General features: G+C 57.5%; 18 protein-coding genes and 1 tRNA gene. 16 read left to right on the top strand and 3 right to left on the bottom strand.

Annotated features, from left to right (window positions below):
- Positions 1–151 precede the first annotated feature (151 nt).
- Positions 152–1183 carry a small ribosomal subunit biogenesis GTPase RsgA gene (rsgA, locus tag RHM65_RS03270; protein WP_322167372.1) on the bottom strand — a complete coding sequence of 344 codons (1032 nt, stop codon included), beginning with the start codon at positions 1181–1183 and terminating at the stop codon, positions 152–154.
- A 99-nt stretch (positions 1184–1282) separates the two neighbouring features.
- On the opposite strand from rsgA, the gene orn reads away from it, so the two are divergent.
- Both orn and RHM65_RS03260 read left to right on the top strand, forming a co-directional pair.
- On the top strand, positions 1283–1819 hold the full coding sequence (gene orn, locus RHM65_RS03265) for an oligoribonuclease (RefSeq protein ID WP_322167373.1): 537 nt from the start codon (positions 1283–1285) through the stop codon (positions 1817–1819).
- Positions 1820–1949: 130 nt separating this feature from the next.
- A complete protein-coding gene (locus RHM65_RS03260; RefSeq protein WP_322167374.1) occupies positions 1950–2564 on the top strand; it encodes a trimeric intracellular cation channel family protein in 615 nt (204 codons plus the stop codon).
- Between the two features lie 119 nt (positions 2565–2683).
- On the opposite strand, the gene queG is transcribed toward RHM65_RS03260, so the two are convergent.
- Positions 2684–3763, bottom strand: coding sequence for a tRNA epoxyqueuosine(34) reductase QueG (gene queG / locus RHM65_RS03255; RefSeq protein WP_322167375.1), 1080 nt, complete (start codon positions 3761–3763; stop codon positions 2684–2686).
- A 63-nt stretch (positions 3764–3826) separates the two neighbouring features.
- Between queG and RHM65_RS03250 the strand changes: the two genes are divergently transcribed.
- From RHM65_RS03250 to RHM65_RS03195, 12 genes are all read left to right on the top strand, one after another.
- On the top strand, positions 3827–5326 hold the full coding sequence (locus RHM65_RS03250) for an NAD(P)H-hydrate dehydratase (RefSeq protein WP_322167376.1): 1500 nt from the start codon (positions 3827–3829) through the stop codon (positions 5324–5326).
- A complete protein-coding gene (tsaE, locus tag RHM65_RS03245) occupies positions 5314–5784 on the top strand; it encodes a tRNA (adenosine(37)-N6)-threonylcarbamoyltransferase complex ATPase subunit type 1 TsaE (RefSeq protein ID WP_322167377.1) in 471 nt (156 codons plus the stop codon). The genes RHM65_RS03250 and tsaE overlap by 13 nt, the downstream gene beginning before the upstream one ends.
- Positions 5785–5799: 15 nt before the next feature.
- A complete protein-coding gene (locus RHM65_RS03240) occupies positions 5800–7218 on the top strand; it encodes an N-acetylmuramoyl-L-alanine amidase (protein WP_322170684.1) in 1419 nt (472 codons plus the stop codon).
- Positions 7215–9125, top strand: coding sequence for a DNA mismatch repair endonuclease MutL (gene mutL / locus RHM65_RS03235; protein WP_322167378.1), 1911 nt, complete (start codon positions 7215–7217; stop codon positions 9123–9125). The genes RHM65_RS03240 and mutL overlap by 4 nt, the downstream gene beginning before the upstream one ends.
- Complete coding sequence (miaA, locus tag RHM65_RS03230) at positions 9125–10096, top strand: tRNA (adenosine(37)-N6)-dimethylallyltransferase MiaA (protein WP_322167379.1); 972 nt, start codon at positions 9125–9127, stop codon at positions 10094–10096. Before mutL ends, miaA begins: the two co-directional genes overlap by 1 nt.
- 91 nt (positions 10097–10187) lie before the next feature.
- Entirely contained in the window at positions 10188–10448 is a 261-nt protein-coding gene (gene hfq / locus RHM65_RS03225; protein ID WP_299828917.1) for an RNA chaperone Hfq, read from the top strand.
- Between the two features lie 12 nt (positions 10449–10460).
- Positions 10461–11762: a ribosome rescue GTPase HflX gene (gene hflX, locus RHM65_RS03220; protein WP_322167380.1), complete on the top strand. Its 1302-nt coding sequence runs from the start codon at positions 10461–10463 to the stop codon at positions 11760–11762.
- Positions 11763–11858: 96 nt separating this feature from the next.
- Positions 11859–13040, top strand: a complete 1182-nt coding sequence (gene hflK, locus RHM65_RS03215; protein ID WP_322167381.1) for an FtsH protease activity modulator HflK — start codon at positions 11859–11861, stop codon at positions 13038–13040.
- Entirely contained in the window at positions 13040–13909 is an 870-nt protein-coding gene (gene hflC / locus RHM65_RS03210) for a protease modulator HflC (protein WP_322167382.1), read from the top strand. Before hflK ends, hflC begins: the two co-directional genes overlap by 1 nt.
- A 293-nt stretch (positions 13910–14202) precedes the next feature.
- A complete protein-coding gene (locus RHM65_RS03205; protein WP_322167383.1) occupies positions 14203–15390 on the top strand; it encodes an ATP phosphoribosyltransferase regulatory subunit in 1188 nt (395 codons plus the stop codon).
- A 54-nt stretch (positions 15391–15444) separates the two neighbouring features.
- A complete protein-coding gene (locus tag RHM65_RS03200) occupies positions 15445–16737 on the top strand; it encodes an adenylosuccinate synthase (RefSeq protein ID WP_322167384.1) in 1293 nt (430 codons plus the stop codon).
- 151 nt (positions 16738–16888) lie between these two features.
- On the top strand, positions 16889–18823 hold the full coding sequence (locus RHM65_RS03195; protein WP_322167385.1) for a methyl-accepting chemotaxis protein: 1935 nt from the start codon (positions 16889–16891) through the stop codon (positions 18821–18823).
- 139 nt (positions 18824–18962) lie between these two features.
- Here the strand turns inward: RHM65_RS03195 and RHM65_RS03190 are convergent.
- A tRNA-Leu gene (locus tag RHM65_RS03190) sits at positions 18963–19049 on the bottom strand.
- Between the two features lie 234 nt (positions 19050–19283).
- Here RHM65_RS03190 and rnr point away from each other — a divergent pair.
- Positions 19284–21911, top strand: coding sequence for a ribonuclease R (rnr, locus tag RHM65_RS03185; RefSeq protein WP_322184239.1), 2628 nt, complete (start codon positions 19284–19286; stop codon positions 21909–21911).
- Positions 21908–22666 carry a 23S rRNA (guanosine(2251)-2'-O)-methyltransferase RlmB gene (gene rlmB / locus RHM65_RS03180; RefSeq protein WP_322167387.1) on the top strand — a complete coding sequence of 253 codons (759 nt, stop codon included), beginning with the start codon at positions 21908–21910 and terminating at the stop codon, positions 22664–22666. Before rnr ends, rlmB begins: the two co-directional genes overlap by 4 nt.
- Positions 22667–22769: the final 103 nt, after the last annotated feature.

Below are 22769 nucleotides of genomic sequence, written 5' to 3'. Positions count from 1 at the left end.
TATACACGCCAAACCCAGCGCCAACCCATTGTTTTCAAAAGATTAAAAAGTAGTTTGATAAGCGTCAGCGTGTTGGCGAAGGGGCCTGGCGCTATGTGTCAGGCACACCACCTCGCGAACACGTTGGCTCCTACAGATTCTCAACAGCTCCTCAGTAACTGTTTTCCGGCAAGCTGGCGATGATCGAGCGGTAGCTGTTCATCCGTTGCTGCTGCACGCGGCCTTCTTCGAGGGCTTTGAGCAGTGCACAGCCGGGTTCGCGATCATGTTTGCAATCGCGAAAGCGGCAGGTGCCGATCAAGTTATTGAACTCAATGAAGCCGGCTTCCACGTCTGAACGGCTGACGTGGCCCAAGCCAAACTCGCGAATACCTGGGGAGTCGACCAAGTCGCCGCCGCGCGGGAAGTGAAACAGGCGGGCAGTGGTCGTAGTATGCGTGCCTTGTCCGGACTGTTCAGACAGCGGACCTACACGGGCTTCGACTTCTGGCAGCAAGCTATTCACCAGCGACGATTTACCAACGCCAGACTGACCCACAAACACGCTGATCCGCCCATCCAGCTGATCTTGCAACTGTTGCATGCCGTCGCCTTGATGTGCAGACACTTCCAGCAACGGATAGCCCAACTGCCGATAAACCGCCAACAGCGCATTCAGCGCCGGGGCGTTTTGATCGTCAATCAGGTCAGCTTTGTTTAGCAGCAGCAAAGGGCGGATGCCCGCGTGCTCAGCCGCGACCAAGTAACGGTCGATCAGGTTGGCATGCGGTTCAGGCAAGGGTGCAAAGACGATCACGATCATGTCGACGTTGGCGGCCACAGGCTTCAGCTGACCGCGGCTGTCCGGGCGGCAAAGCTCGGTGGTGCGCGGCAATTGCGCGACGATAACGCCGATGCCTTGATTGCCAGCACGCCATACGACACGGTCGCCGGTGACCAAAGCGGGCAGGTTGGCGCGCAAGTGGCAGCGGAACACTTGGCCAGCTTGCTCGCCTTCTTGCGCTTCGACTTCGACCTGTACGCCAAAGTGCGCGATCACAAGCCCAGTTTGCTCGGGGCCGAGGTCGCCGCCCTCAAGGGTTTCAAGGGTTGCCGATTCACGTTTGGCAGCACGCGCAGCGCGCTCGCCTTGAATCTTTTCGATGCGCCAGTTTTGACGACGATTGAGTTGGCGTTTGGCCATGGGTGTTCCGATTTGATAAAGCAGCTGATTAGATAAACGCGAAGGAGTCTAGCACGCTCGGCTAGGCTAAACTGCGCGCCTAAGTTGAGGAGCGCTGACATGCAGAACACGCAAAATCTGATTTGGATCGATCTGGAAATGACCGGATTGGACCCTGACACCGACGTCATTATTGAAATGGCGACCATCATTACCGACAGCGAACTGAACACGCTGGCCGAAGGTCCGGTGATTGCTGTGCATCAAAGCGACGCAACATTGGCTGCGATGGACGAGTGGAATACCCGTCAGCACGGCGGTTCTGGCTTGGTTCAGCGGGTTCGTGACAGCCGCATCAGTGCTGCTCAAGCTGAGGCGCAGACCTTGGCGTTCATCCAGCAATGGGTCCCCGAACGCACCTCGCCGATTTGTGGCAACAGCATCTGCCAGGACCGTCGTTTCCTCTATCGGCACATGCCGTTGCTGGAAAACTACTTCCACTACCGCAATCTTGACGTCTCGACGTTGAAAGAGCTGGCGGCACGTTGGGCGCCCGAGCTGAAATACAAAAAAGGTGGTACCCACCTGGCGCTGGACGACATCCGTGAATCCATTGGTGAGCTGCGTTACTACCGTGAGCACTTTATTAAGGTGTAAATAGGCACAGAAGATCCGCACCTCTCCATAGGAGCCAACGTGTTGGCGAGGCGTAGTACCAGGCCTACCGCGTCAAGCCTCTCGCCAACAAGTGGGCTCCTACAGATTTAATATTTGCAGGGACGCCACCATGTTACTGACGCTCTATCTAATCGCGATTACCGCCGAGGCCATGACCGGTGCCTTGTCCGCAGGGCGACGCGGAATGGACTGGTTTGGCGTGGTGTTGATCGCTTGTGTGACGGCATTGGGCGGCGGTTCAGTTCGCGACGTCTTGTTGGGAAACTACCCGCTGACATGGGTCAAACACCCGGAATACCTGATTCTGACCAGCGTCGCTGCCTTGGTGACGATCTTCATCGCACCGTTGATGCGTCACCTACGCTCGCTGTTTCTCGTGCTCGATGCCTTGGGGTTGGTGGCATTTACCTTGATTGGCTGCATGACGGCACTCGAAACCGGCAACGGCTTGATGGTGGCCTCGGTGTGCGGTGTGATCACGGGTGTATTTGGTGGGATTCTGCGGGATATATTCTGCAACGACGTCCCGTTGGTGTTCCGTCGAGAGTTGTACGCCAGCGTCTCGTTTGCAGCGGCCTGGTGCTTTCTACTCTGTCATTACATCGGGCTGCCGAACGAACAGGCGATTCTGATTACGCTGTCGGGCGGCCTCCTATTCAGGCTGTTGGCCATCCGTTTCTGCTGGGAAATGCCCAAGTTCGTTTATCGCGACATGCCGGAATAGCGCAGCACCGGGTTGTTATCTGTGGGACCGAATTTATTCGGGAAGGCGTCGGTGGATGTGAAATCCATTCCCGAATAAATTCGGTCCCACAAGGTTCCTGCGGTGCCGAGTTCAGGTCTTCACCGACCATGCCGCCGCAACGCCCATTCAACATGCTCGCGAACCAACTCCGACGGAAAATCACGTCGCGCCTCCAGCGCCTCCAGCACCGGGATGGTCGACGGCGCATTGCCCAGCCCTACGGCCAAATTGCGCAGCCAGCGTTCATAACCCGCCCGGCGCAGCGGTGAGCCTTCGGTGTTGCTGAGGAAGGTTTTTTCATCCCACAGAAATAGCTCTGCCAAGCCGGCGTTATCCAGGTTGTGCCTGGGTTGAAAATCCCCTTGGCTGGTGGGCCGAGCGAAGCGGTTCCAGGGGCATACGATCTGGCAATCATCGCAGCCGAACACCCGATTGCCAATCAATGGGCGCAACTCTTCGGGGATCGCGGTTTTAAGCTCAATGGTCAAGTAGGAAATACAGCGTCGGGCGTCCAGTTGGTAGGGGCCGACAAAGGCTGCCGTGGGGCAGATGTCCATGCACGCGGTGCAGCTTCCGCAGTGTTCGGTGGCGTGGGGCGGATCGACGGGCAAGGCCAGGTCGACAAACAGTTCACTGAGAAAAAAATAGCTGCCCGCTTTGCGGTTTAAGACCAGCGTGTTTTTGCCGATCCAGCCCAGGCCTGCTTTTTCACCGATGGCTTTCTCCAGAACCGGCGCGCTGTCGACGAACGCCCGATAACCAAACGGGCCGATAACCTGCTGAATACGGTCAGCCAATTGTTGTACGCGCTTGCGGATCAGCTTGTGGTAATCCCGACCGAGTGCATAGCGCGAGACGTAGGCTTTTTCTGATTCAGCCAAGCGCTGCACCATCTCGGTGTCGCCCGGTAGATAATCCATGCGCAGCGACACCACGCGCAACGTTCCGGGCACCAACTCTTCCGGGTGCGAACGCTTGCTGCCATGGGCTGCCATATAGTCCATCTCGCCGTGGTAACCCGCCTCCAGCCAGCGCTGTAAATGCTGTTCGTGTTCGCCCAAGTCCAGGTCAGTAATGCCGACTTGTTGAAAACCCAGCTCGCGGCCCCAGTCCTTGATTGATTGGGCGAGGGCGGCCAGGTCTGCAGTAATTGGCTGATCGGCAGTAATAACGGGCATGCGAAAGGGGCAACCGGAGCTGAGGTGCGTATAATTCTGCCAGACATCGGAGCCCGATAACGCATGCAACTCTCTAAAACTCAATTACCCGACGCGTTGTATAGCGCCGCGCGCGTGCGGGACCTCGACGCCCGGCTGATTGCCGCTGGCACGCAAGGCTTGGAATTGATGCAGCGTGCGGCCCATGCCACCTGGCGTGCCCTGCGCCGCCATTGGCCGCAAACGCGTGAGCTGACCGTCATGGCGGGACATGGGAACAACGCGGGTGATGGCTATTTAGTTGCCATGTTGGCGCAGAACGCCGGATGGCACGTTACCGTATTCGCGGTGGGTGATCCGTCACGATTGTCCGGTGATGCCGGGCATGCGCACGCTGATGCGGTCGCGGCCGGCGTTAGCATCGAAAGATGGACCGCCGCGCAAACATTGAGCGGTCTTGTGCTGGACGCATTGCTTGGCACCGGCCTGAGCGGAGAGGTTCGTGCCCCGTATATCGGCGCGATCAATGCGATCAATGCCAGCGGCCTGCCGGTCGTGGCGGTGGACATACCGTCTGGCTTGTCCGCAGACACAGGCGCCAGGCTCGGCGTCGCAGTGCAGGCGCAGCTCACGGTGACGTTCATCGGACTGAAAATCGGTTTGTTTACCGGTGATGCGGCAGAGGTGGTGGGCGACCTGGTCTTCGACGACCTGCAAGCAGACTCGGCAATCGTTGCATCAATTCCCGTAAGCGCTCGGCGACTTAACGAGGTTAATACACCTCGCTTGGCCGCCCGTCCCGCAACGGCTAATAAGGGCATGTTTGGTCGAGTCTTGCTGGTCGGGGGCGATCACGGCTTTGGCGGCGCCATTCTGCTGTCGTCTGAATGCGCATTGCGCAGTGGCGCGGGTATGGTCACCTTGGCAACCCGTCAAGCGCATGTGCCTGCAGCCCTGGCGCGACTGCCGGAAGTTATGTGCGCGGGCATTCGCTCGTCGGGCCAGCTAGGCGGGTTGATAGAGCCAGCGGCGGTTCTAGTCGTCGGACCAGGCCTGGGGCAAGAAAGCTGGGGGCGCGCCTTGTTGTCGGTGGCTGCCAACGCTCAGCGGCCACAGGTCTGGGACGCTGACGCCTTGAATCAGTTGGCGCGCGGTTGGGTTTCGTTGCCGCCGCACAGCGTGATCACCCCGCACCCCGGCGAAGCGGCGCGCTTGCTGGGTATCAGTACGAAAGAAGTCCAGGCGGATCGTCCGGCGGCTGCCCGCGTGTTGGCGCAGAAGTTTCAGACGGTGGTGGTGCTCAAGGGCTCGGGCAGTTTGATCGCCGACGTTGATGGGCGCTTGGCGCTGTGTGATCACGGTCACCCGGCCATGGCCACCGCTGGATTGGGCGATGTGTTGGCCGGACTGATCGGTGCATTGATGGCGCAGAAACTGCCCGCCTTCGAAGCTGCCTGTCTGGCCGTCTGGTTGCACGCCCGCGCTGGTGAGGCTTCGGGTGCCATGGGGCGTGGAATGGCGGCCACTGACTTGATCCCATCCATTCGTCATTTATTAGAGGAGCATTCTCCGTGTCTGAACTAACGCTGCATTTGGCCAATGAAGGCGCCATGATTAGCTTCGGTTCGCGCATCGCTCAGGTCACCGCCGGGGTGGGCGTGATCTTTTTGGAAGGTGATCTGGGCGCGGGCAAAACCACTTTGTCACGTGGGATCATCCGGGGGTTCGGCCATGTGGGTGCGGTTAAAAGTCCGACCTTTACGTTGGTAGAACCTTACGAGATTGGCATGATTCGCGCGTATCACTTTGATCTTTATAGGCTGGTTGACCCCGAAGAGCTAGAGTATATGGGTATCAGGGATTACTTCGATGGCGGTGCACTGTGCCTGATCGAATGGCCCCAAAAAGGGGCAGGTTTTTTGCCAAAGCCTGACCTGACCATTACCATTGGGCCGCATGCGGAAGGTCGAACACTGACTTTGAGCCCGAACGGCTTGCGTGGCGATACCTGGTGTGCCGCTTTGGCTTTGGAATTTCAATAAATGATGGGGTTAGGTATGCGCATGCGCGCGCTGGTTACTGTTGTAGGTCTGCTGCTCACGGCACTGGCTGTTGACGCTTTAGCGGCCTCGCAGGTCCGAAGTGTTCGCCTATGGCGTGCGCCGGACAATACGCGGCTGGTTTTCGACCTCTCCGGCCCTGTGCAGCACAGCGTGTTCACCCTCACCTCACCAGACCGTCTGGTGATCGATATAAACGGAGCAACCATGGCTGCTCCGCTGAAACTGTCTACGGCCAATACCCCGATTACCAGCATCCGCTCGGCGCAACGAACGCCCACTGATTTGCGTGTGGTCATCGACCTGAAAAAGGCGGTTACGCCGAAAAGCTTCATGTTGGCGCCGAACCAGCAGTACGGCAATCGACTGGTTGTGGACCTGTTCGATGATGCCGCCGATGCCAATCCGAGCGCGACTATCCCGGACACTGCGGCCAATACGGCGCCTGCCGTGCCGGTCAGTCCTGCTAAACCCGAGATCAAACTGACGCCCGTGCCCAATGGCAAACGCGATATCGTGATTGCCATTGATGCGGGCCACGGTGGAGAAGACCCTGGCGCAGGTGGCGCACGCGGTCAGAAAGAGAAAGACATCGTGTTGTCCATTGCCAAAGAACTGCAGCGACAGATCAACGCCGAAAAGGGCTATCGCGCCGAGCTGACCCGTACCGGCGACTACTTTATTCCCCTGCGTAAACGCACGGAAATCGCACGCAAGAAGGGCGCCGACCTGTTTGTCTCGATTCACGCCGACGCAGCGCCGTCATCTGCCGCCTTTGGCGCTTCGGTGTTTGCATTGTCTGAGCGCGGCGCCACGTCCGAAACCGCCCGTTGGTTGGCCGACAGTGAAAACCGCTCTGACTTGATCGGCGGTGCAGGTGCAGTAAGCCTCGACGACAAAGACAAAATGCTGGCCGGCGTGCTGCTGGACTTGTCCATGACCGCGTCGTTGTCTTCAAGCCTTAACGTCGGGCAAAAAGTGCTGAGCAATATTGGTCGCGTCACGTCGCTGCACAAATCGCGGGTCGAGCAAGCCGGATTCATGGTGCTCAAATCCCCGGATATCCCGTCCATTCTCGTGGAAACCGGCTTCATTTCAAATGCCGCAGAGGCGGCGAAGCTTACCGGTGCGTCCCATCAACAAGCCTTGGCGCGCTCGATCAGCGCGGGCGTGAAGCAGTTCTTCCAGCAAAATCCGCCCTTCGGCACTTATATCGCATGGTTGCGAGACAACGGCAAAATTGTCCAGGGTCCGCGTGATCACACTGTCCGTTCGGGTGACACGCTGGGAATGATCGCTTTGCGTTATCAGGTAAGCGTCGGCAGTTTACGCAATGCCAATCACCTTAAGACCGACGAATTATTGATCGGCCAGCGATTAAGCATCCCGAATACGACGTTGGTAGCCCAGCCATGAGTGATCAGGTCGGCAGCAGCGCCCGGATAGAGCTGCTCAGCCCGCGACTCGCTAACCAGATCGCTGCTGGCGAGGTGGTAGAAAGGCCCGCTTCAGTCATTAAAGAGTTGTTGGAAAACAGCCTCGACTCGGGCGCAAAGCGCATCGATATCGACGTTGAACAGGCCGGAATCAAATTGCTGCGTGTGCGCGATGACGGGGGTGGTATTTCCTCCGACGATTTGCCGTTGGCCCTTGCCCGGCATGCCACCAGTAAGATTCGTGAACTGGAAGATCTTGAGCGAGTCATGAGCCTGGGCTTTCGCGGCGAGGCATTGGCGTCGATCAGCTCCGTGGCCCGGTTGACCCTCACTTCCCGCACCAAAGATGCCGATCAAGCGTGGCAGGTCGAAACTGAAGGCCGCGACATGGCCTCTCGGGTGCAGCCAGCAGCGCATCCCGTGGGGACTTCGGTAGAAGTCCGGGATCTGTTCTTCAATACACCTGCGCGGCGTAAGTTTCTCAAGGCAGAAAAAACCGAATTTGATCACCTGCAGGAAGTGATCAAGCGGATGGCGTTGGCACGTTTCGACGTCGCGTTTCATCTGCGCCACAACGGGAAAACCATCCTCAGCTTGCACGAAGCCAATGATGACAATGCCCGTGCTCGTCGTGTCGGCGCGATCTGTGGTCCGGGTTTTCTGGAGCAAGCGCTGCCGATTGAGGTTGAGCGCAATGGTCTGCACCTGTGGGGATGGGTCGGTTTGCCAACGTTCTCTCGCAGCCAGGCTGACCTGCAATATTTTTATGTGAACGGCCGTGCCGTGCGCGACAAGCTGGTAGCCCACGCTGTACGTCAAGCCTATCGCGACGTGTTGTTCAATGGTCGTCATCCAACGTTCGTGCTGTTTTTCGAAGTCGATCCGGCGGTGGTCGACGTCAACGTGCACCCGACCAAGCACGAAGTCCGCTTCCGTGATGGGCGTATGGTTCATGATTTTTTGTACGGCACTTTGCACCGCGCCCTGGGTGATGTCCGCCCTGAAGACCATTTGAACGGCTCGGCGCCGGTAACCGCCATCGTGCGACCAACCGGGCCGGACGCTGGCGAGTTTGGGCCCCAGGGTGAAATGCGGTTGGCCAATAATCTGCCGGAGCAACCGCAATCCGAACCGTACGCGCGAGCCGCCGGTACCGGTGCGGGAGCCGGTTATCAATACCAATATTCGCCGCCTCGACCGGGTACAGTCTTGCCGGCGGCTGAAGCCCAGAGCGCCTACCGCGAATTCTTTGCGCCGTTGCCAGGCTCAGGCTCCGCGCCGTTGCCTGACTCCCAAGACGATACTCCTCCATTGGGCTATGCGTTGGCGCAGCTCAAGGGTATTTATATACTCGCGGAAAATGCCCACGGTCTGGTGCTGGTGGACATGCACGCAGCCCACGAACGCATCATGTACGAACGCCTCAAAATCGCCTTGGCCAGTGAAGGGCTAAGCGGCCAGCCGTTGCTGGTGCCTGAATCCATCGCGGTCAGTCAGCGGGAAGCTGATTGCGCCGAAGAGCACATGGACTGGTTCCAGCGTCTGGGCTTCGAGCTGCAGCGACTAGGGCCCGAAACCTTGGCGATTCGGCAGATCCCGGCGTTGCTTAAGCAAGCCGAAGCCAATCGACTGGTACACGACGTGTTGGCCGATCTTATGGAATACGGCACCAGCGACCGCATTCAAGCGCACCTCAATGAATTGCTCGGCACCATGGCCTGTCACGGCGCGGTGCGTGCAAATCGGCGATTGGCCCTGCCGGAAATGAACGGTTTACTGCGCGACATGGAGAACACCGAGCGCAGCGGCCAGTGCAATCACGGCCGCCCGACCTGGACCCAATTAGGTCTGGATGATCTGGACAAACTATTTCTGCGCGGTCGCTGATGAGTGAATTACCCCCGGCGATCTTTTTGATGGGCCCCACCGCTGCCGGCAAGACCGACCTGGCGATGGCGCTGACCAAAGCGCTGCCTTGTGAGCTTGTCAGCGTCGACTCTGCACTCATTTACCGTGGCATGGACATTGGCACCGCGAAGCCCTCCAAAGAGCAACTGGCCGAATTTCCACACAGGCTGATCGATATCCTTGATCCGGCGCAAAGTTACTCAGCCGCTGACTTTCGTGCAGATGCATTGGCGGCGATGGCTGAAATCACCTCTCGTGGAAAGATTCCGTTGCTGGTGGGCGGAACGATGCTGTATTTCAAGGCCTTGCAAGAGGGGTTGGCGGACATGCCGCCAGCCGATCCCGTTGTTCGGGCGCACCTTGAAGCCGAAGCTTTAGCTCTCGGCTGGCAGGACCTCCACGATCAATTGGCGGAAATTGACCCGGTGTCCGCAGCTCGAATTCATCCCAATGATCCGCAGCGGCTGATTCGTGCCCTGGAAGTCTATCGAGTGAGCGGTCTGAGCATGACCGCACACCGCGAGCAACAAACTGCGCAAAGTACTGAAGCAGCGGCTTCGGGGCGCCATCAATTGCCCTATACTGTCGCGAAGTTGGCCATCGCTCCGTTGGACCGCCACTTGCTGCATGAGCGAATTACGCAACGATTTGTACAGATGTTGGAACAGGGGTTCGTTGATGAGGTCTTAGCCCTGCGAGCCAGAGGTGACCTGCATGCCGGGTTGTCCTCTATCAGGGCCGTTGGCTATCGCCAAGTCTGGGAACATCTGGACGGAGAATTGACGTGGGACCAGATGCAGGAGCGCGGCATCATTGCCACGCGCCAATTGGCCAAACGGCAGTTCACCTGGTTACGGAGCTGGAAAGATTTGCACTGGTTGGACAGCATGGCTTGCGACAATCTGCCGCGTGCCTTGAAATACCTGGGATCGGTCTCCATATTGAGCTGAGACCTTGCAATTGCCGTCTATCCTTGGGGGGTGGCGGCGTAAGCCAATTTGCTTACTATTTTTTCTATTGATCCTTAAAGGAGTGCGGCACATGTCAAAAGGGCATTCGCTACAAGACCCTTACCTGAACACTTTGCGTAAAGAAAAGGTTGGGGTTTCGATTTATCTGGTTAACGGTATCAAGCTGCAAGGCACGATCGAGTCCTTTGACCAGTTCGTAATTTTGCTGAAGAACACTGTCAGCCAAATGGTTTACAAACACGCCATCTCTACCGTTGTACCGGTTCGTCCAATTCGCTTGCCTAGCGCGACCGAAACCGAAGCGGGTGACGCTGAGCCAGGTAACGCCTGATAGGAGTCTGCTTTGTTCTTTGAGCGCCACGGTGGTGGTGAGCGGGCTATTCTCGTTCACTTGGATGGTCAGGACCCTGAGGCGCGCGAAGATCCGCAGGAGTTTCAGGAGCTGGCGAACTCAGCCGGCGCCGAGACTGTTGGGTTCGTTAGCGTGCCGCGTCATCGGCCTACAGCCAAATACTTGATCGGCAGCGGCAAGGTTGAGGAACTTCGCGACTTGGTCAAAGCCGAGCACGTCGACATCGTTATCTTTAATCACGTCCTTACGCCCAGTCAGGAACGCAACCTCGAACGTGTTTTCGAGTGTCGCGTGCTTGATCGTACGGGTTTGATTCTGGATATCTTTGCGCAGCGTGCGCGTACTCATGAAGGTAAATTGCAGGTCGAGCTGGCTCAGCTTGATCACATGAGTACACGTCTGGTTCGTGGCTGGACGCACTTGGAACGGCAGGGCGGCGGTATCGGCATGCGCGGTCCGGGTGAGACCCAGCTGGAAACCGACCGACGCTTGCTGCGGGTACGCGTAAAGCAAATCAAGAGCCGTCTGGAAAAGGTCCGTAGTCAGCGGGACCAAGCTCGCCGAGGTCGTCAGCGCGCGGATATTCCCTCTGTTTCCTTAGTGGGCTACACCAACGCTGGTAAGTCGACGCTGTTCAACTCGGTGACCGACTCCAACGTTTTTGCTGCTGACCAGCTGTTCGCTACCCTCGACCCGACCCTGCGGCGTCTTGAACTCAATGATTTCGGGCCGATTGTGTTGGCCGATACCGTAGGCTTCATTCGTCATTTGCCGCACAAACTGGTCGAAGCGTTTCGGGCGACACTCGAAGAATCAAGCAATTCTGACCTGCTGTTGCACGTCATTGATTCCCATGAGCCTGAGCGTTTGTCGCAAATCGAGCAGGTCATGGCAGTTCTCGGTGAAATTGGCGCCGATGAGATACCGATTCTTGAGGTATATAACAAACTCGATTTACTCGAAGGCGTAGAGCCTCAGATCCAGCGCGATGCCGATGGCAAGCCGCAGCGGGTCTGGTTGTCTGCGCGTGATGGTCGCGGTTTGGATCTGCTTAAACAGGCTGTGGCTGAGTTGCTCGGTGACGATTTATTCGTTGGCACCTTGCGCTTGCCTCAGCGTTTTGCTCGACTGCGCGCACAGTTCTTCAAGTTGGGCGCTGTGCAAAGCGAAGAGCATGATGAAGAGGGTGGCAGTTTGTTGGCGGTCCGTTTGCCGCGTGTTGAGTTCAATCGCCTAGTGAGTCGCGAAGGAATGCAGCCGCTGGAATTCATCGAGCAACACACTTTGCAATAAAAGCTTGAGAAAGTGGCTGTGCCGCTAACGCAGGCATTCTGTAGCATTGGTCGGCGCGCCGTGGGCGCGTCTTTGCTTTATCAGATGGAGAGCGCTATGGCTTGGAATGAGCCGGGTGGCAACTCGAATAATCAGGATCCTTGGGGTGGTAAGCGCAAGGGCGGCGACCGCAAGGGGCCACCAGATCTCGACGAGGCCTTCCGAAAGCTACAGGAAAGCCTTAATGGGTTGTTCGGTGGTGGCAAAAAACGCAGCGGCAGCGGCGGCGGTGAAGATGGCGGGCAGCGCAAAGGCGGTGGTCTGGGTCTTCTCGGTATCGGGCTGGTCGTGCTGGTCGCGATCTGGCTCTACAGTGCTATTTACGTCGTGGATGAGCAGGAGCAAGCCGTGGTGCTGCGCTTCGGCAAATACTACGAAACCGTCGGTGCGGGCTTGAACATCTATTTCCCGCCGTTCGATCGTAAATTCCAGGAAAACGTCACCCGCGAGCGAGCGTATAGCAAGCAAGGGCAGATGCTCACCGAAGACGAAAACATCGTCGAAGTGCCGTTGACCGTGCAATACAAGATCACAAACCTGAAAGATTTCGTGCTGAACGTTGATCAGCCAGAAGTCAGTCTGCAGCACGCGACCGAAAGCGCCCTGCGCCACGTCGTGGGGTCCACCGCGATGGACCAGGTGCTGACTGAAGGTCGTGAATTGATGGCCAGCGAAATCAAGGAGCGTCTGCAACGCTTCCTCGATACCTATCGCACCGGCATCACCGTGACTCAGGTGAACGTACAAAGCGCTGCGGCGCCGCGTGAAGTTCAGGAAGCCTTCGATGACGTAATTCGTGCCCGTGAAGACGAGCAGCGTTCGCGCAACCAGGCTGAAACCTACGCTAACGGTGTCATTCCGGAAGCTCGTGGTCAGGCTCAGCGCATTATCGAAAACGCCAATGGCTATCGTGATGAAGTCGTGTCACGTGCCAAAGGTGAAGCTGATCGCTTTACCAAGCTGGTGGTCGAGTATCGCAAGGCGCCGGAGGTGACGCGTGAGCGTCTGTATCTGGACACCATGCAAGAGGTGTTCACCAATACCAGCAAGGTACTCGTGACCGGTGGCAATAAAGGGCAGAACAATCTGCTTTACCTGCCGTTGGACAAGATGATCGAAAGTGGTCGTGCTACCAACGCTCCGGTAATCGGCGCACCTGCCGCTAGCACTGAGATCGGGGCACGTGCTGCAACCGAGGCCCAGCAGCAGCATGATACGCGTACAAGGGAGAGTCGCTGATGAGCAATAAATCGCTGATCGCCCTGATTGTCTGTCTAGTGCTGGCGGTCGTTGCCTGGAACAGCTTCTACATCGTTACTCAGACTGAGCGTGCGGTCCTGTTGCAATTTGGTCGTGTCGTCGAGTCAGACGTACAGCCGGGTCTGCACGTAAAGGTTCCTTACGTGAATCAGGTGCGGAAATTCGATGGTCGCTTGTTGACCCTTGATGCACCGACGCAACGGTTCCTGACGCTGGAAAAGAAAGCCGTCATGGTGGATGCCTATGCCAAATGGCGCGTGAAGGATGCCGAGCGTTTCTATACGGCGACTTCCGGTCTCAAGCAAATCGCTGACGAACGTCTATCTCGTCGTCTTGAATCCGGGCTACGAGATCAGTTCGGCAAGCGCACCCTGCATGAAGTGGTATCGGGTGAGCGTGACCAACTGATGGCGGATATCACGGCTTCGCTGAACACAATGGCCAACAAAGAGCTGGGTATCGAAGTCATCGATGTCCGGGTCAAGGCTATTGACCTGCCGAAGGAAGTGAACCGCAGCGTTTTCGAACGTATGAGTACCGAGCGCGAGCGTGAAGCACGTGAGCATCGGGCCAAGGGTAACGAGCTGGCAGAAGGCATTCGTGCCGACGCCGATCGTCAACGTCGTGTTCTGTTGGCAGAAGCCTATCGTGAGTCTGAAGAAGCTCGCGGTGATGGCGATGCTCAGGCTGCGGCGATCTACTCCAAAGCCTACGGTCAGGATCAGGAGTTCTACGCGTTCGACCGTAGCCTGCGCGCCTACCGAGAAAGCTTTGCGAGCAAGAGTGACGTGATGGTGCTGGACCCAAGCAGCGATTTCTTCCGTTACCTGGAAAAATCCAAGCCGTAATCGATCCACCCGCCGGGCGGCAAAAATGCCTGGCGGGGTGATCACGGGGTAAAACGTGTGTATGATGCGGCAGCCGGGAAAATCCCGGCTTTTTTGCGTCTGCACGATGGATAGGCCGCGGCGTGGTAATGCGCTGGGCAAGGTTTTTCGAGGAGTGTGGTCGCAGGGTAACCCTGGGGCTGCCCGTTCTGCTGGGCTTGTTATTGATACAGGCACGCTAAACGTGACCACACTCTGCTTCACTCAAGGCTCGCCCTCAGGGCTGGCCGCCCGGATCATAGGGGATTGGCGTAATGGCAACGGTTGACCGCTGGCTGCTACCAGATGGCATCGAAGAAGTACTGCCACCAGAAGCGGCGCGCATTGAAATAGCGCGTCGCCAGGTGTTGGATCTGTTCCAGAGCTGGGGTTATGAGTTCGTCGTCACCCCGCATATCGAGTACCTGGAGTCGCTTTTGACCGGCGCGGGCCAGGATCTTGATTTGCGCACGTTCAAAGTGATTGATCCGCAGTCGGGTCGGCAGATGGGCTTTCGTGCGGATATCACGCCGCAGGTCGCGCGGATCGATGCGCATACGCTGCGTCGTGAAGGGCCAAGCCGTCTGTGTTATGCCGGCAGTGTTTTGCATGCTCAGCCGCGAGCGCTGACATCGTCGCGCAGCCCCATTCAGTTAGGTGCCGAGCTGTATGGCGATGCCAGTCCGAGCAGTGATGTTGAAGTCATCAGCCTGATGCTGGCGATGCTGCAATTGGCGGATGTGCCGGATGTGCACATGGACCTGGGCCACGTGGGTATCTACCGTGGTTTGGCGCGTGCCGCCGGTTTGTCAGGTGAAGTCGAGCAACAGTTGTTCGATGCCTTGCAGCGTAAGGCTATAGACGAAGTCATTGCACTCACCGCCAATTTGCCGGCTGATATGGCGACGATGTTGCGTGCGCTGGTCGATCTGTGTGGCGGGCCTGAAGTACTGGTCTCGGCCCGTGATCGCCTGGCCCATGCGCCGGCGCCGGTATTGGCCGCACTGGACGATTTGTTGACCATTGCTGAGCGCCTTTCTGCGCGTTTCCCGCAATTGCCGTTGTACTTCGATCTCGGTGAACTACGGGGTTATCACTACCACACCGGCGTTGTGTTCGCCGTATTCGTGCCGGGTGTTGGTCAGTCAATCGCCCAAGGCGGTCGTTATGACGATATCGGCGCAGATTTTGGCCGGGCGCGTCCTGCTACCGGTTTTTCTACCGATTTGAAAACCCTGGTGACAATGGGGCGTGCGGAAATCGAGCTACCGTTTGGCGGTATCTGGATGCCTGATAGTACGGATGCGGCACTCTGGCAACAGGTCTGTCAATTGCGTAGCGAAGGTCAACGTGTCGTTCAGGCATTGCCTGGTCAAGCGTTGTCTGCCGCGCACGATGCCGATTGTGACCGGCAGTTGGTTCAGCATGACGGGCTTTGGCAGTTGCTGCCGCTGGCCTCTTGAGTTTTCCTGCCGGCCGCTGCCGGCACCTAGTTTGCGTGAATGAGGACAAGTGTTATGGGTAAGAATGTCGTAGTCCTGGGCACCCAATGGGGTGATGAGGGCAAAGGCAAGATCGTTGATCTGCTGACCGAACACGCTACCGCTGTGGTTCGTTATCAAGGCGGACACAACGCTGGCCACACGTTAGTTATCGACGGTGAAAAAACCGTATTGCACCTTATTCCGTCCGGAGTATTGCGCGAAGGCGTGCAGTGCTTGATCGGCAACGGTGTGGTGGTTGCGCCTGACGCACTCATGCGCGAAATCATAAAGCTCGAAGAAAAGGGTATTCCGGTTCGTGAACGTCTGCGTATCAGTCCTTCTTGCCCGCTGATTCTGGCTTATCACGTCGCGCTGGATCAGGCGCGTGAGAAAGCTCGCGGCGAACTGAAGATCGGCACCACCGGTCGCGGTATCGGTCCGGCTTATGAAGACAAAGTAGCGCGTCGCGGTCTGCGCATCGGCGATTTGTTCCATCGTGAACGTTTTGCCGCGAAATTGGGTGAGCTGCTCGATTACCATAACTTTGTTCTGGTTAATTACTACAAAGAGCCTGCCATCGACTTCCAGAAAACACTCGACGAGTGCATGGAATACGCTGAGCTGCTAAAGCCAATGATGCTCGACGTCACTGCTGCGCTGCATGAGATGCGCCGCGACGGCAAAGACATCATGTTCGAAGGTGCCCAAGGTTCGTTGCTGGATATCGACCACGGTACCTATCCGTACGTGACCAGCTCGAACACCACCGCTGGCGGCATCGCCACTGGTTCGGGTTTTGGTCCGATGTATCTGGACTACATTCTCGGCATCACCAAGGCTTACACCACACGCGTTGGCTCGGGTCCATTCCCGACTGAGCTGTTTGACGACGTTGGTGCGTTCCTGGCCAAACGTGGGCACGAGTTTGGTGCAACCACCGGCCGTGCGCGCCGTTGCGGTTGGTTCGATGCGGTTATTCTGCGTCGCGCTATCGAGATCAACAGCATCTCCGGTCTGTGCCTGACCAAGCTCGACGTGCTCGACGGTCTGGAAACCATCAACATCTGTGTGGGTTATCAGAACGAGAACGGCGCAGTCATCGATGCACCGACGGATGCCGACAGCTACATCGGTCTGGTGCCTGTGTACGAAGAAATGCCGGGTTGGACCGAATCGACCGTGGGTGCCAAAACCCTGGAAGAGTTGCCAGCAAATGCTCGTGCTTACATCAAGCGCGTAGAAGAGCTGGTCGGCGCGCCGATTGACATTATTTCGACAGGTCCGGATCGCAACGAAACCATCGTACTGCGTCACCCGTTTGCCTGATAAGTCGTTGAAAGATAAACAAAGGGTCGCTTATGCGGCCTTTTGTTGTTCTATGGCGTGATAGATGCTGGAGCGGCACGGCACTTGCTGTGAATTCACTTATTAAAGAATGCCATCATTTTAATGGCGTCTGCAGTAGAGGAATTCCACCATGTCGGCCGTCCTTTCTCTTTTACGAAGTCGCTTATTGCGACCCGTGTTTATCGCCCTTGGCGTTGCCCTTTTGGTGCAGGTGGTTGTGGCGGTTGCCCTGACCCGGAGCACCGTTACCGCGCTTGAAGCGGATTTGGCGGCCCGCCTCGGCGTTGATTCACAAAATCTCACTGCACAATTAGAGCAGGCGAGTAGTGAAGTTACTTCCAGCCTTGATGCCCTTTCTTCCAGTACCCGACAGCGCCTGAGCGCCGGATTGTCGTCGCGGCTTAAAGACGAGCAGGTGCAACTGCGTGGCACGCTCGAAAAAGATCTGCATGATTCTGCCAACGACATGGCCCAGTTGCTGGCGGCTGTTGCCCCGCGCGCCATGTGGGATAACGACACGCCGACCTTGTCGGAATTCGCTCGTCGCGCTCAACGAAATCCCAATGTGTTGTTCGTGGTTTATAACGACGCACAGGGCGAGCACCTGACACGCTACCTGAATCGCGATAATCCCCAGATAAAAGCCTTGCTGGACAAAGGCGAGGGTGACCGGCCCATCGATAAAGTCTTGAGCGCCGCCCAGCACGACCCCTCGGTTTATTACGTTGAAGCCTCGATCAGCCCGAATGGGGTGGAAATCGGCAAAGTGATCATGGGCGTTACCACCTCCACGGTTGAGACCAATTTGGCGGCACTGGATACCCGGTTCTCGGCATTGATTGTGGGTGCCGAGCAATTGGTGTCCGACAGTCTGGTAGGCGCGGCAGCCGACAGTTCGAAAGCATTGCGCACGCGCTTGCAGTCGGCCCAAGCCGCAGCGTCGGCAATGGCCGCCAATACCAGCACAACCGTCCAGGAAGCAGCCGCTACCTTGCGCTGGCGCATAGGTTTGGGCTTGGCGTTGGTTGGGCTCGGCGTGCTGTTGCTGTTGGCCGTAGTACTCGGTCGTCGAGTCGTAAGCAAATTGCACCTGCTGATCGCGGCGCTGAACGACCTCGCGGCGGGAGAGGGCGATTTGACCAAGCGCGTCCAGCTCAATAGCAACGATGAAATTGGTGACATGGCGGCGGCGGTCAATCGCTTCGTCGACAAATTGCAGCCCATTGTGCGCGAGGCGGGGGATGTCGCTCAGCTCACGGGTGTAGAAATTGGTGCGTTGAGCCGCCGAAATGCGGGTGCGGGTGCTGCGGCGGAGTCTCAGCGTGATGAAGTGGCTGCCAGCCTCCAGGCTCTTTCGCAGATGGCCGATGAAGCTCAGGCTGAAAGTCAGGCCATGCAGGCGGCCTTGCAGCAGGTAGTGGGTATTCGTCAGGCCACCGATGAAAATACCCGGACCTCCGCGCAAGTCGGCGGTTTGATCGAGGCATTGGCGGGCCAGGTCGATACCGGTGCCAAAGTCATTGAGCGCTTGGCGCGGCAGAGCGAACAGATTGAAGTGGTGCTGACGGTGATTCATGGCATCGCGGAACAAACCAACTTGTTGGCACTCAACGCAGCAATCGAAGCGGCCCGCGCAGGTGAAACAGGTCGTGGTTTCGCGGTGGTAGCCGATGAAGTTCGCGCGTTGGCGAGCAAGACGCAACGTTCGACGGGCGATATTCAGGCGCACATCGGCGCATTGCAGCAAGGTGCTAAAGAGGCAGTGGCCGCGATCGGCTTGGCGGGGCGCCAAGCCAACGAAGGGCTGGCGGTACTGCGTGACAGTGCGAAGCTGCAATTGTCAGTACAGGCTTCGGTCGAGCAAGTGCATGCGGCTATTGGATTGGCAACACAAGCAGCTGAGCATCAGGCCCAGGGTGCGCAAGCGGTGAGAGGGCGTGTCGAAGTGATTCATGCTCAGGCGCAGCGCGCGGCTCAGGCAGTGGTCGAAACCACAGCCAGTGGCAAGGTGCTGGATGGTTTGGCTGCGCAACTGAAGGCGAGCCTTGGGCAATTTCGCGCGTAAACAAACTTAGCGAGATGGCGAGAAAGGGTGCAATTGGGGCGCACTCTTTCTCCGCGGTCTCTGCGGCATGAAATGTTTGATTTGAAATCCCAAGCGCAGAAAGCACAAAACCGAGCACGTGGCTCGGTTTTGTTTAAATTGGTGCCCAGAAGAAGACTCGAACTTCCACGACCTTGCGGTCACCAGCACCTGAAGCTGGCGTGTCTACCAATTTCACCATCTGGGCAGTTCGTTGGGTTCGCCAATAAATTCTGATTTAACTCTGAAATTATCGTTTACTTTCAACTACAACAACGTTTGCCGTCGTTGTGGGGCGCATCTTACGGATGAGTGTAGGAGCTGTAAACCCCCGCTGTGAAATATTTTTTCGGATCGCGGGGCTGCGTAACAAATGGTGTCTTCGCGTTTCAATCCGGTATATGCCAAACTAAATAAATATAGATAAGGTGAACTCATTCTAATGGCCGATTGGCAGTCCCTCGATCCCGAGGCCGCGCGTGAAGCGGAAAAATACGAAAACCCTATCCCCAGCCGTGAGCTGATCTTGCAACATCTTGCTGACCGCGGGTCGCCGGCAAGTCGTGAGCAATTGGTGGAAGAGTTTGGGCTAACGACTGAAGATCAGTTCGAAGCCCTGCGTCGTCGCTTGCGCGCTATGGAGCGGGATGCTCAGTTGATCTACACCCGCCGGGGCACGTATGCCCCTGTGGATAAGCTCGATCTGATCCTCGGTCGCATCTCGGGCCACCGTGACGGCTTCGGTTTCCTGATCCCGGATGACGGCTCGGATGACCTGTTCATGAGTCCGGCGCAGATGCGTCTGGTGTTCGACGGTGATCGAGGTTTGGCCCGTGTTTCCGGTCTTGATCGCCGCGGTCGCCGCGAAGGTGTGATGGTGGAAGTCATTTCCCGCGCCCATGAAACCATCGTGGGTCGCTACTTCGAAGAGGGCGGCATCGGTTTTGTCGTGCCAGATAACCCGAAGATCCAGCAAGAAGTGCTGATCACGCCGGGGCGCAATTCCAGCGCCAAGGTCGGTCAGTTCGTCGAAGTGAAAATTACTCACTGGCCAACGGCGCGGTTCCAGCCGCAAGGCGACGTGGTGGAAGTGGTCGGCAATTACATGGCGCCTGGCATGGAAATCGATGTCGCGCTGCGCACCTATGACATTCCGCATGTCTGGCCAGAAGCGGTGCTCAAAGAAGCCGCCAAGCTCAAGCCGGAAGTGGAAGAGAAAGACAAGGAACATCGCGTCGACCTGCGTCACTTGCCGTTCGTGACCATCGATGGCGAAGACGCTCGCGACTTCGACGATGCGGTTTACTGCGAAGCCAAGCCGGGCAAGCTGCGCTTGTTCTCGGGTGGCTGGAAGCTGTACGTCGCTATTGCCGACGTATCGAGCTACGTCAAGATCGGTTCAGCGCTGGATACCGAATCGCAAGTGCGCGGTAACTCGGTGTACTTCCCGGAGCGCGTTGTGCCAATGCTCCCTGAGCAATTGTCCAACGGCTTGTGCTCGTTGAACCCGCACGTTGATCGCTTGGCCATGGTGTGCGAGATGACTATCTCGAAAACCGGCGAAATGACTGACTACCAGTTCTACGAAGGGGTCATCCACTCCCACGCTCGTCTGACCTATAACAAGGTCAGCGCGATCTTGGAGCAGCCGAAAACGGCCGAAGCCAAGCAATTGCGTGAAGAGTATTCCGACGTTGTGCCGGACTTGAAGCAGCTGTACTCGCTGTACAAGGTCCTGCTGGCCGCCCGTCATACCCGTGGCGCGATCGATTTTGAGACTCAGGAAACCCGGATCATCTTCGGTACCGAGCGCAAAATCGCCGAAATTCGCCCGACCACGCGTAACGATGCTCACAAACTGATCGAAGAATGCATGCTGGCCGCCAACGTGGCCACTGCTGCATTCCTGAAGAAGCACGAAATTCCTGCCTTATACCGCGTCCACGACGGGCCGCCGCCAGAGCGCCTGGAAAAACTTCGCGCGTTCCTCGGCGAGCTGGGTCTGTCGTTGCACAAAGGTAAAGATGGCCCGTCGCCGAAGGATTACCAGGCATTGCTGGCCAGCATCAAGGATCGTCCGGATTTCCACCTGATTCAGACCGTGATGCTGCGTTCGTTGAGTCAAGCGGTGTACAGCGCCGACAATCAGGGCCACTTCGGCCTGAATTACGAAGCGTATACGCACTTCACTTCGCCGATCCGCCGTTACCCGGACCTGCTCACGCACCGTGCGATTCGTAGCGTGATCCGCTCCGAGCAAGACACACCACACGTTCGTCGCGCCGGTGCCATGACTATTCCGAAAGCGCGCATCTATCCTTACGATGAAGCAGCGCTGGAACAGTTGGGTGAGCAGTGCTCCATGAGCGAGCGCCGCGCCGATGAAGCCACGCGTGATGTGGTCAACTGGCTCAAATGCGAGTTCATGAAAGACCGCGTGGGTGAATCATTCCCTGGCGTAATCACTGCGGTGACGGGTTTCGGTCTGTTCGTTGAGCTGACTGACATCTACGTCGAGGGCTTGGTGCACGTAACGGCCTTGCCGGGCGATTACTACCACTTCGACCCCGTGCATCACCGCCTGGCGGGCGAGCGCACGGGCCGTAGTTTCCGCTTGGGCGACACGGTTGAAGTACGGGTCATGCGCGTCGACCTCGACGAACGCAAGATCGACTTCGAGATGTCTGAAAAGACTATTAGCGCGCCGATTGGTCGCAAGCGTCGCGGTGCTGAAACCACTCCGGCTCCGGCGGAAAAAACCGAAGCGCCTGCCAAGTCCTCCGGGCGTCGTGGTGCTCCGGCGAAAGCTGCGCCAGCGGCCGAAGCTTATCGGCCAAGTGATGCTGCGGCGAAAAACGCTGAAGTGCGCAAAAGCCGTGAAATGAAGCAGGCTCTGCTGTCCGAAGCGAAAGGTGGTGGAAAGGCGGCGTCGGGAAAGTCCAGTAAAGCTGACCCTGCTTCGACGGGTAAGCCAGCCAAACCAAGTAAACATCGTAAGGGCCCGCCCAAAGCGGGCTCGGCACCTGCCGACAAAAGCGGCGGAGTGCGTAAACCTAAGGCCAAGTCATGAGTTCGCTGGAAAAAATCTACGGCGTTCACGCTGTAGAAGCACTGTTACGACATCACCCGAAACGGGTCAAGCAAGTCTGGCTGGCGGAAAATCGTAACGATCCGCGGGTTCAGGTATTGATCCAGCTCGCCAACGAAAATCGTGTGGCGGTGGGTCAGGCTGAGCGTCGTGAAATGGACGTTTGGGTCGAAGGCGTGCACCAAGGTGTTGTTGCAGACGTCAGTCCGAGTCAGGTGTGGGGCGAAGCCATGCTTGACGAGCTTCTCGATCGTACCGAAGGTCCGCCCCTGATTCTGGTGTTGGACGGCGTGACCGATCCGCACAACCTTGGCGCTTGCCTGCGTACCGCCGATGCGGCGGGTGCGTTGGCTGTGATTGTGCCGAAAGACAAATCGGCAACATTGACGCCGACCGTGCGAAAAGTAGCCTGCGGCGCAGCGGAAGTGATTCCGTTGGTGGCAGTCACCAACTTGGCGCGCACACTGGAAAAACTGCAGCAGCGTGGTTTGTGGGTTGTCGGTACGGCGGGGGAGGCTGAAGTCGAGTTGTATCAGCAAGACCTGACCGGTCCGACTATCTTGATAATGGGTGCTGAAGGTAAAGGCATGCGTCGCCTGACGCGTGACCATTGCGACTACCTGGTAAAACTGCCGATGGCCGGTAGTGTCAGCAGTTTGAACGTGTCCGTCGCCACTGGCGTATGCCTGTTCGAGGCCCTGCGCCAGCGTAGCGTGAAGGCAGCCGCCAAGAAGTAACCCTGTAGAAGCCAACTGGTTGGCGAAGGCCTGGCGCGGCGTATCGGTCATACCGTGCTTGCCGCCTCGCCAACCAGTTGGCTCCTACAGATGTGTACACCAA

Source organism: Pseudomonas sp. CCI4.2 (genome assembly GCF_034350045.1).
In the GTDB taxonomy this organism is placed as follows: Bacteria; Pseudomonadota; Gammaproteobacteria; order Pseudomonadales; family Pseudomonadaceae; genus Aquipseudomonas.
Note: the sequence above shows the minus strand (reverse complement) of the source record. Positions and strands in the feature narration are given on the sequence as shown.

Excerpts from the sequence above, each read along its gene's own strand:
- hflK (WP_322167381.1), top strand. The coding sequence starts at position 11,859 with ATGGCTTGGAATGAGCCGGGTGGCAACTCGAATAATCAGGATCCTTGG.
- RHM65_RS03250 (WP_322167376.1), top strand. The coding sequence starts at position 3,827 with ATGCAACTCTCTAAAACTCAATTACCCGACGCGTTGTATAGCGCCGCG.
- RHM65_RS03240 (WP_322170684.1), top strand. The coding sequence starts at position 5,800 with ATGCGCATGCGCGCGCTGGTTACTGTTGTAGGTCTGCTGCTCACGGCA.
- hflC (WP_322167382.1), top strand. The coding sequence starts at position 13,040 with ATGAGCAATAAATCGCTGATCGCCCTGATTGTCTGTCTAGTGCTGGCG.
- mutL (WP_322167378.1), top strand. The coding sequence starts at position 7,215 with ATGAGTGATCAGGTCGGCAGCAGCGCCCGGATAGAGCTGCTCAGCCCG.
- orn (WP_322167373.1), top strand. The coding sequence starts at position 1,283 with ATGCAGAACACGCAAAATCTGATTTGGATCGATCTGGAAATGACCGGA.
- queG (WP_322167375.1), bottom strand. The coding sequence starts at position 3,763 with ATGCCCGTTATTACTGCCGATCAGCCAATTACTGCAGACCTGGCCGCC.
- hfq (WP_299828917.1), top strand. The coding sequence starts at position 10,188 with ATGTCAAAAGGGCATTCGCTACAAGACCCTTACCTGAACACTTTGCGT.
- RHM65_RS03205 (WP_322167383.1), top strand. The coding sequence starts at position 14,203 with ATGGCAACGGTTGACCGCTGGCTGCTACCAGATGGCATCGAAGAAGTA.
- RHM65_RS03195 (WP_322167385.1), top strand. The coding sequence starts at position 16,889 with ATGTCGGCCGTCCTTTCTCTTTTACGAAGTCGCTTATTGCGACCCGTG.
- rsgA (WP_322167372.1), bottom strand. The coding sequence starts at position 1,183 with ATGGCCAAACGCCAACTCAATCGTCGTCAAAACTGGCGCATCGAAAAG.
- RHM65_RS03260 (WP_322167374.1), top strand. The coding sequence starts at position 1,950 with ATGTTACTGACGCTCTATCTAATCGCGATTACCGCCGAGGCCATGACC.
- rlmB (WP_322167387.1), top strand. The coding sequence starts at position 21,908 with ATGAGTTCGCTGGAAAAAATCTACGGCGTTCACGCTGTAGAAGCACTG.
- RHM65_RS03200 (WP_322167384.1), top strand. The coding sequence starts at position 15,445 with ATGGGTAAGAATGTCGTAGTCCTGGGCACCCAATGGGGTGATGAGGGC.
- miaA (WP_322167379.1), top strand. The coding sequence starts at position 9,125 with ATGAGTGAATTACCCCCGGCGATCTTTTTGATGGGCCCCACCGCTGCC.
- rnr (WP_322184239.1), top strand. The coding sequence starts at position 19,284 with ATGGCCGATTGGCAGTCCCTCGATCCCGAGGCCGCGCGTGAAGCGGAA.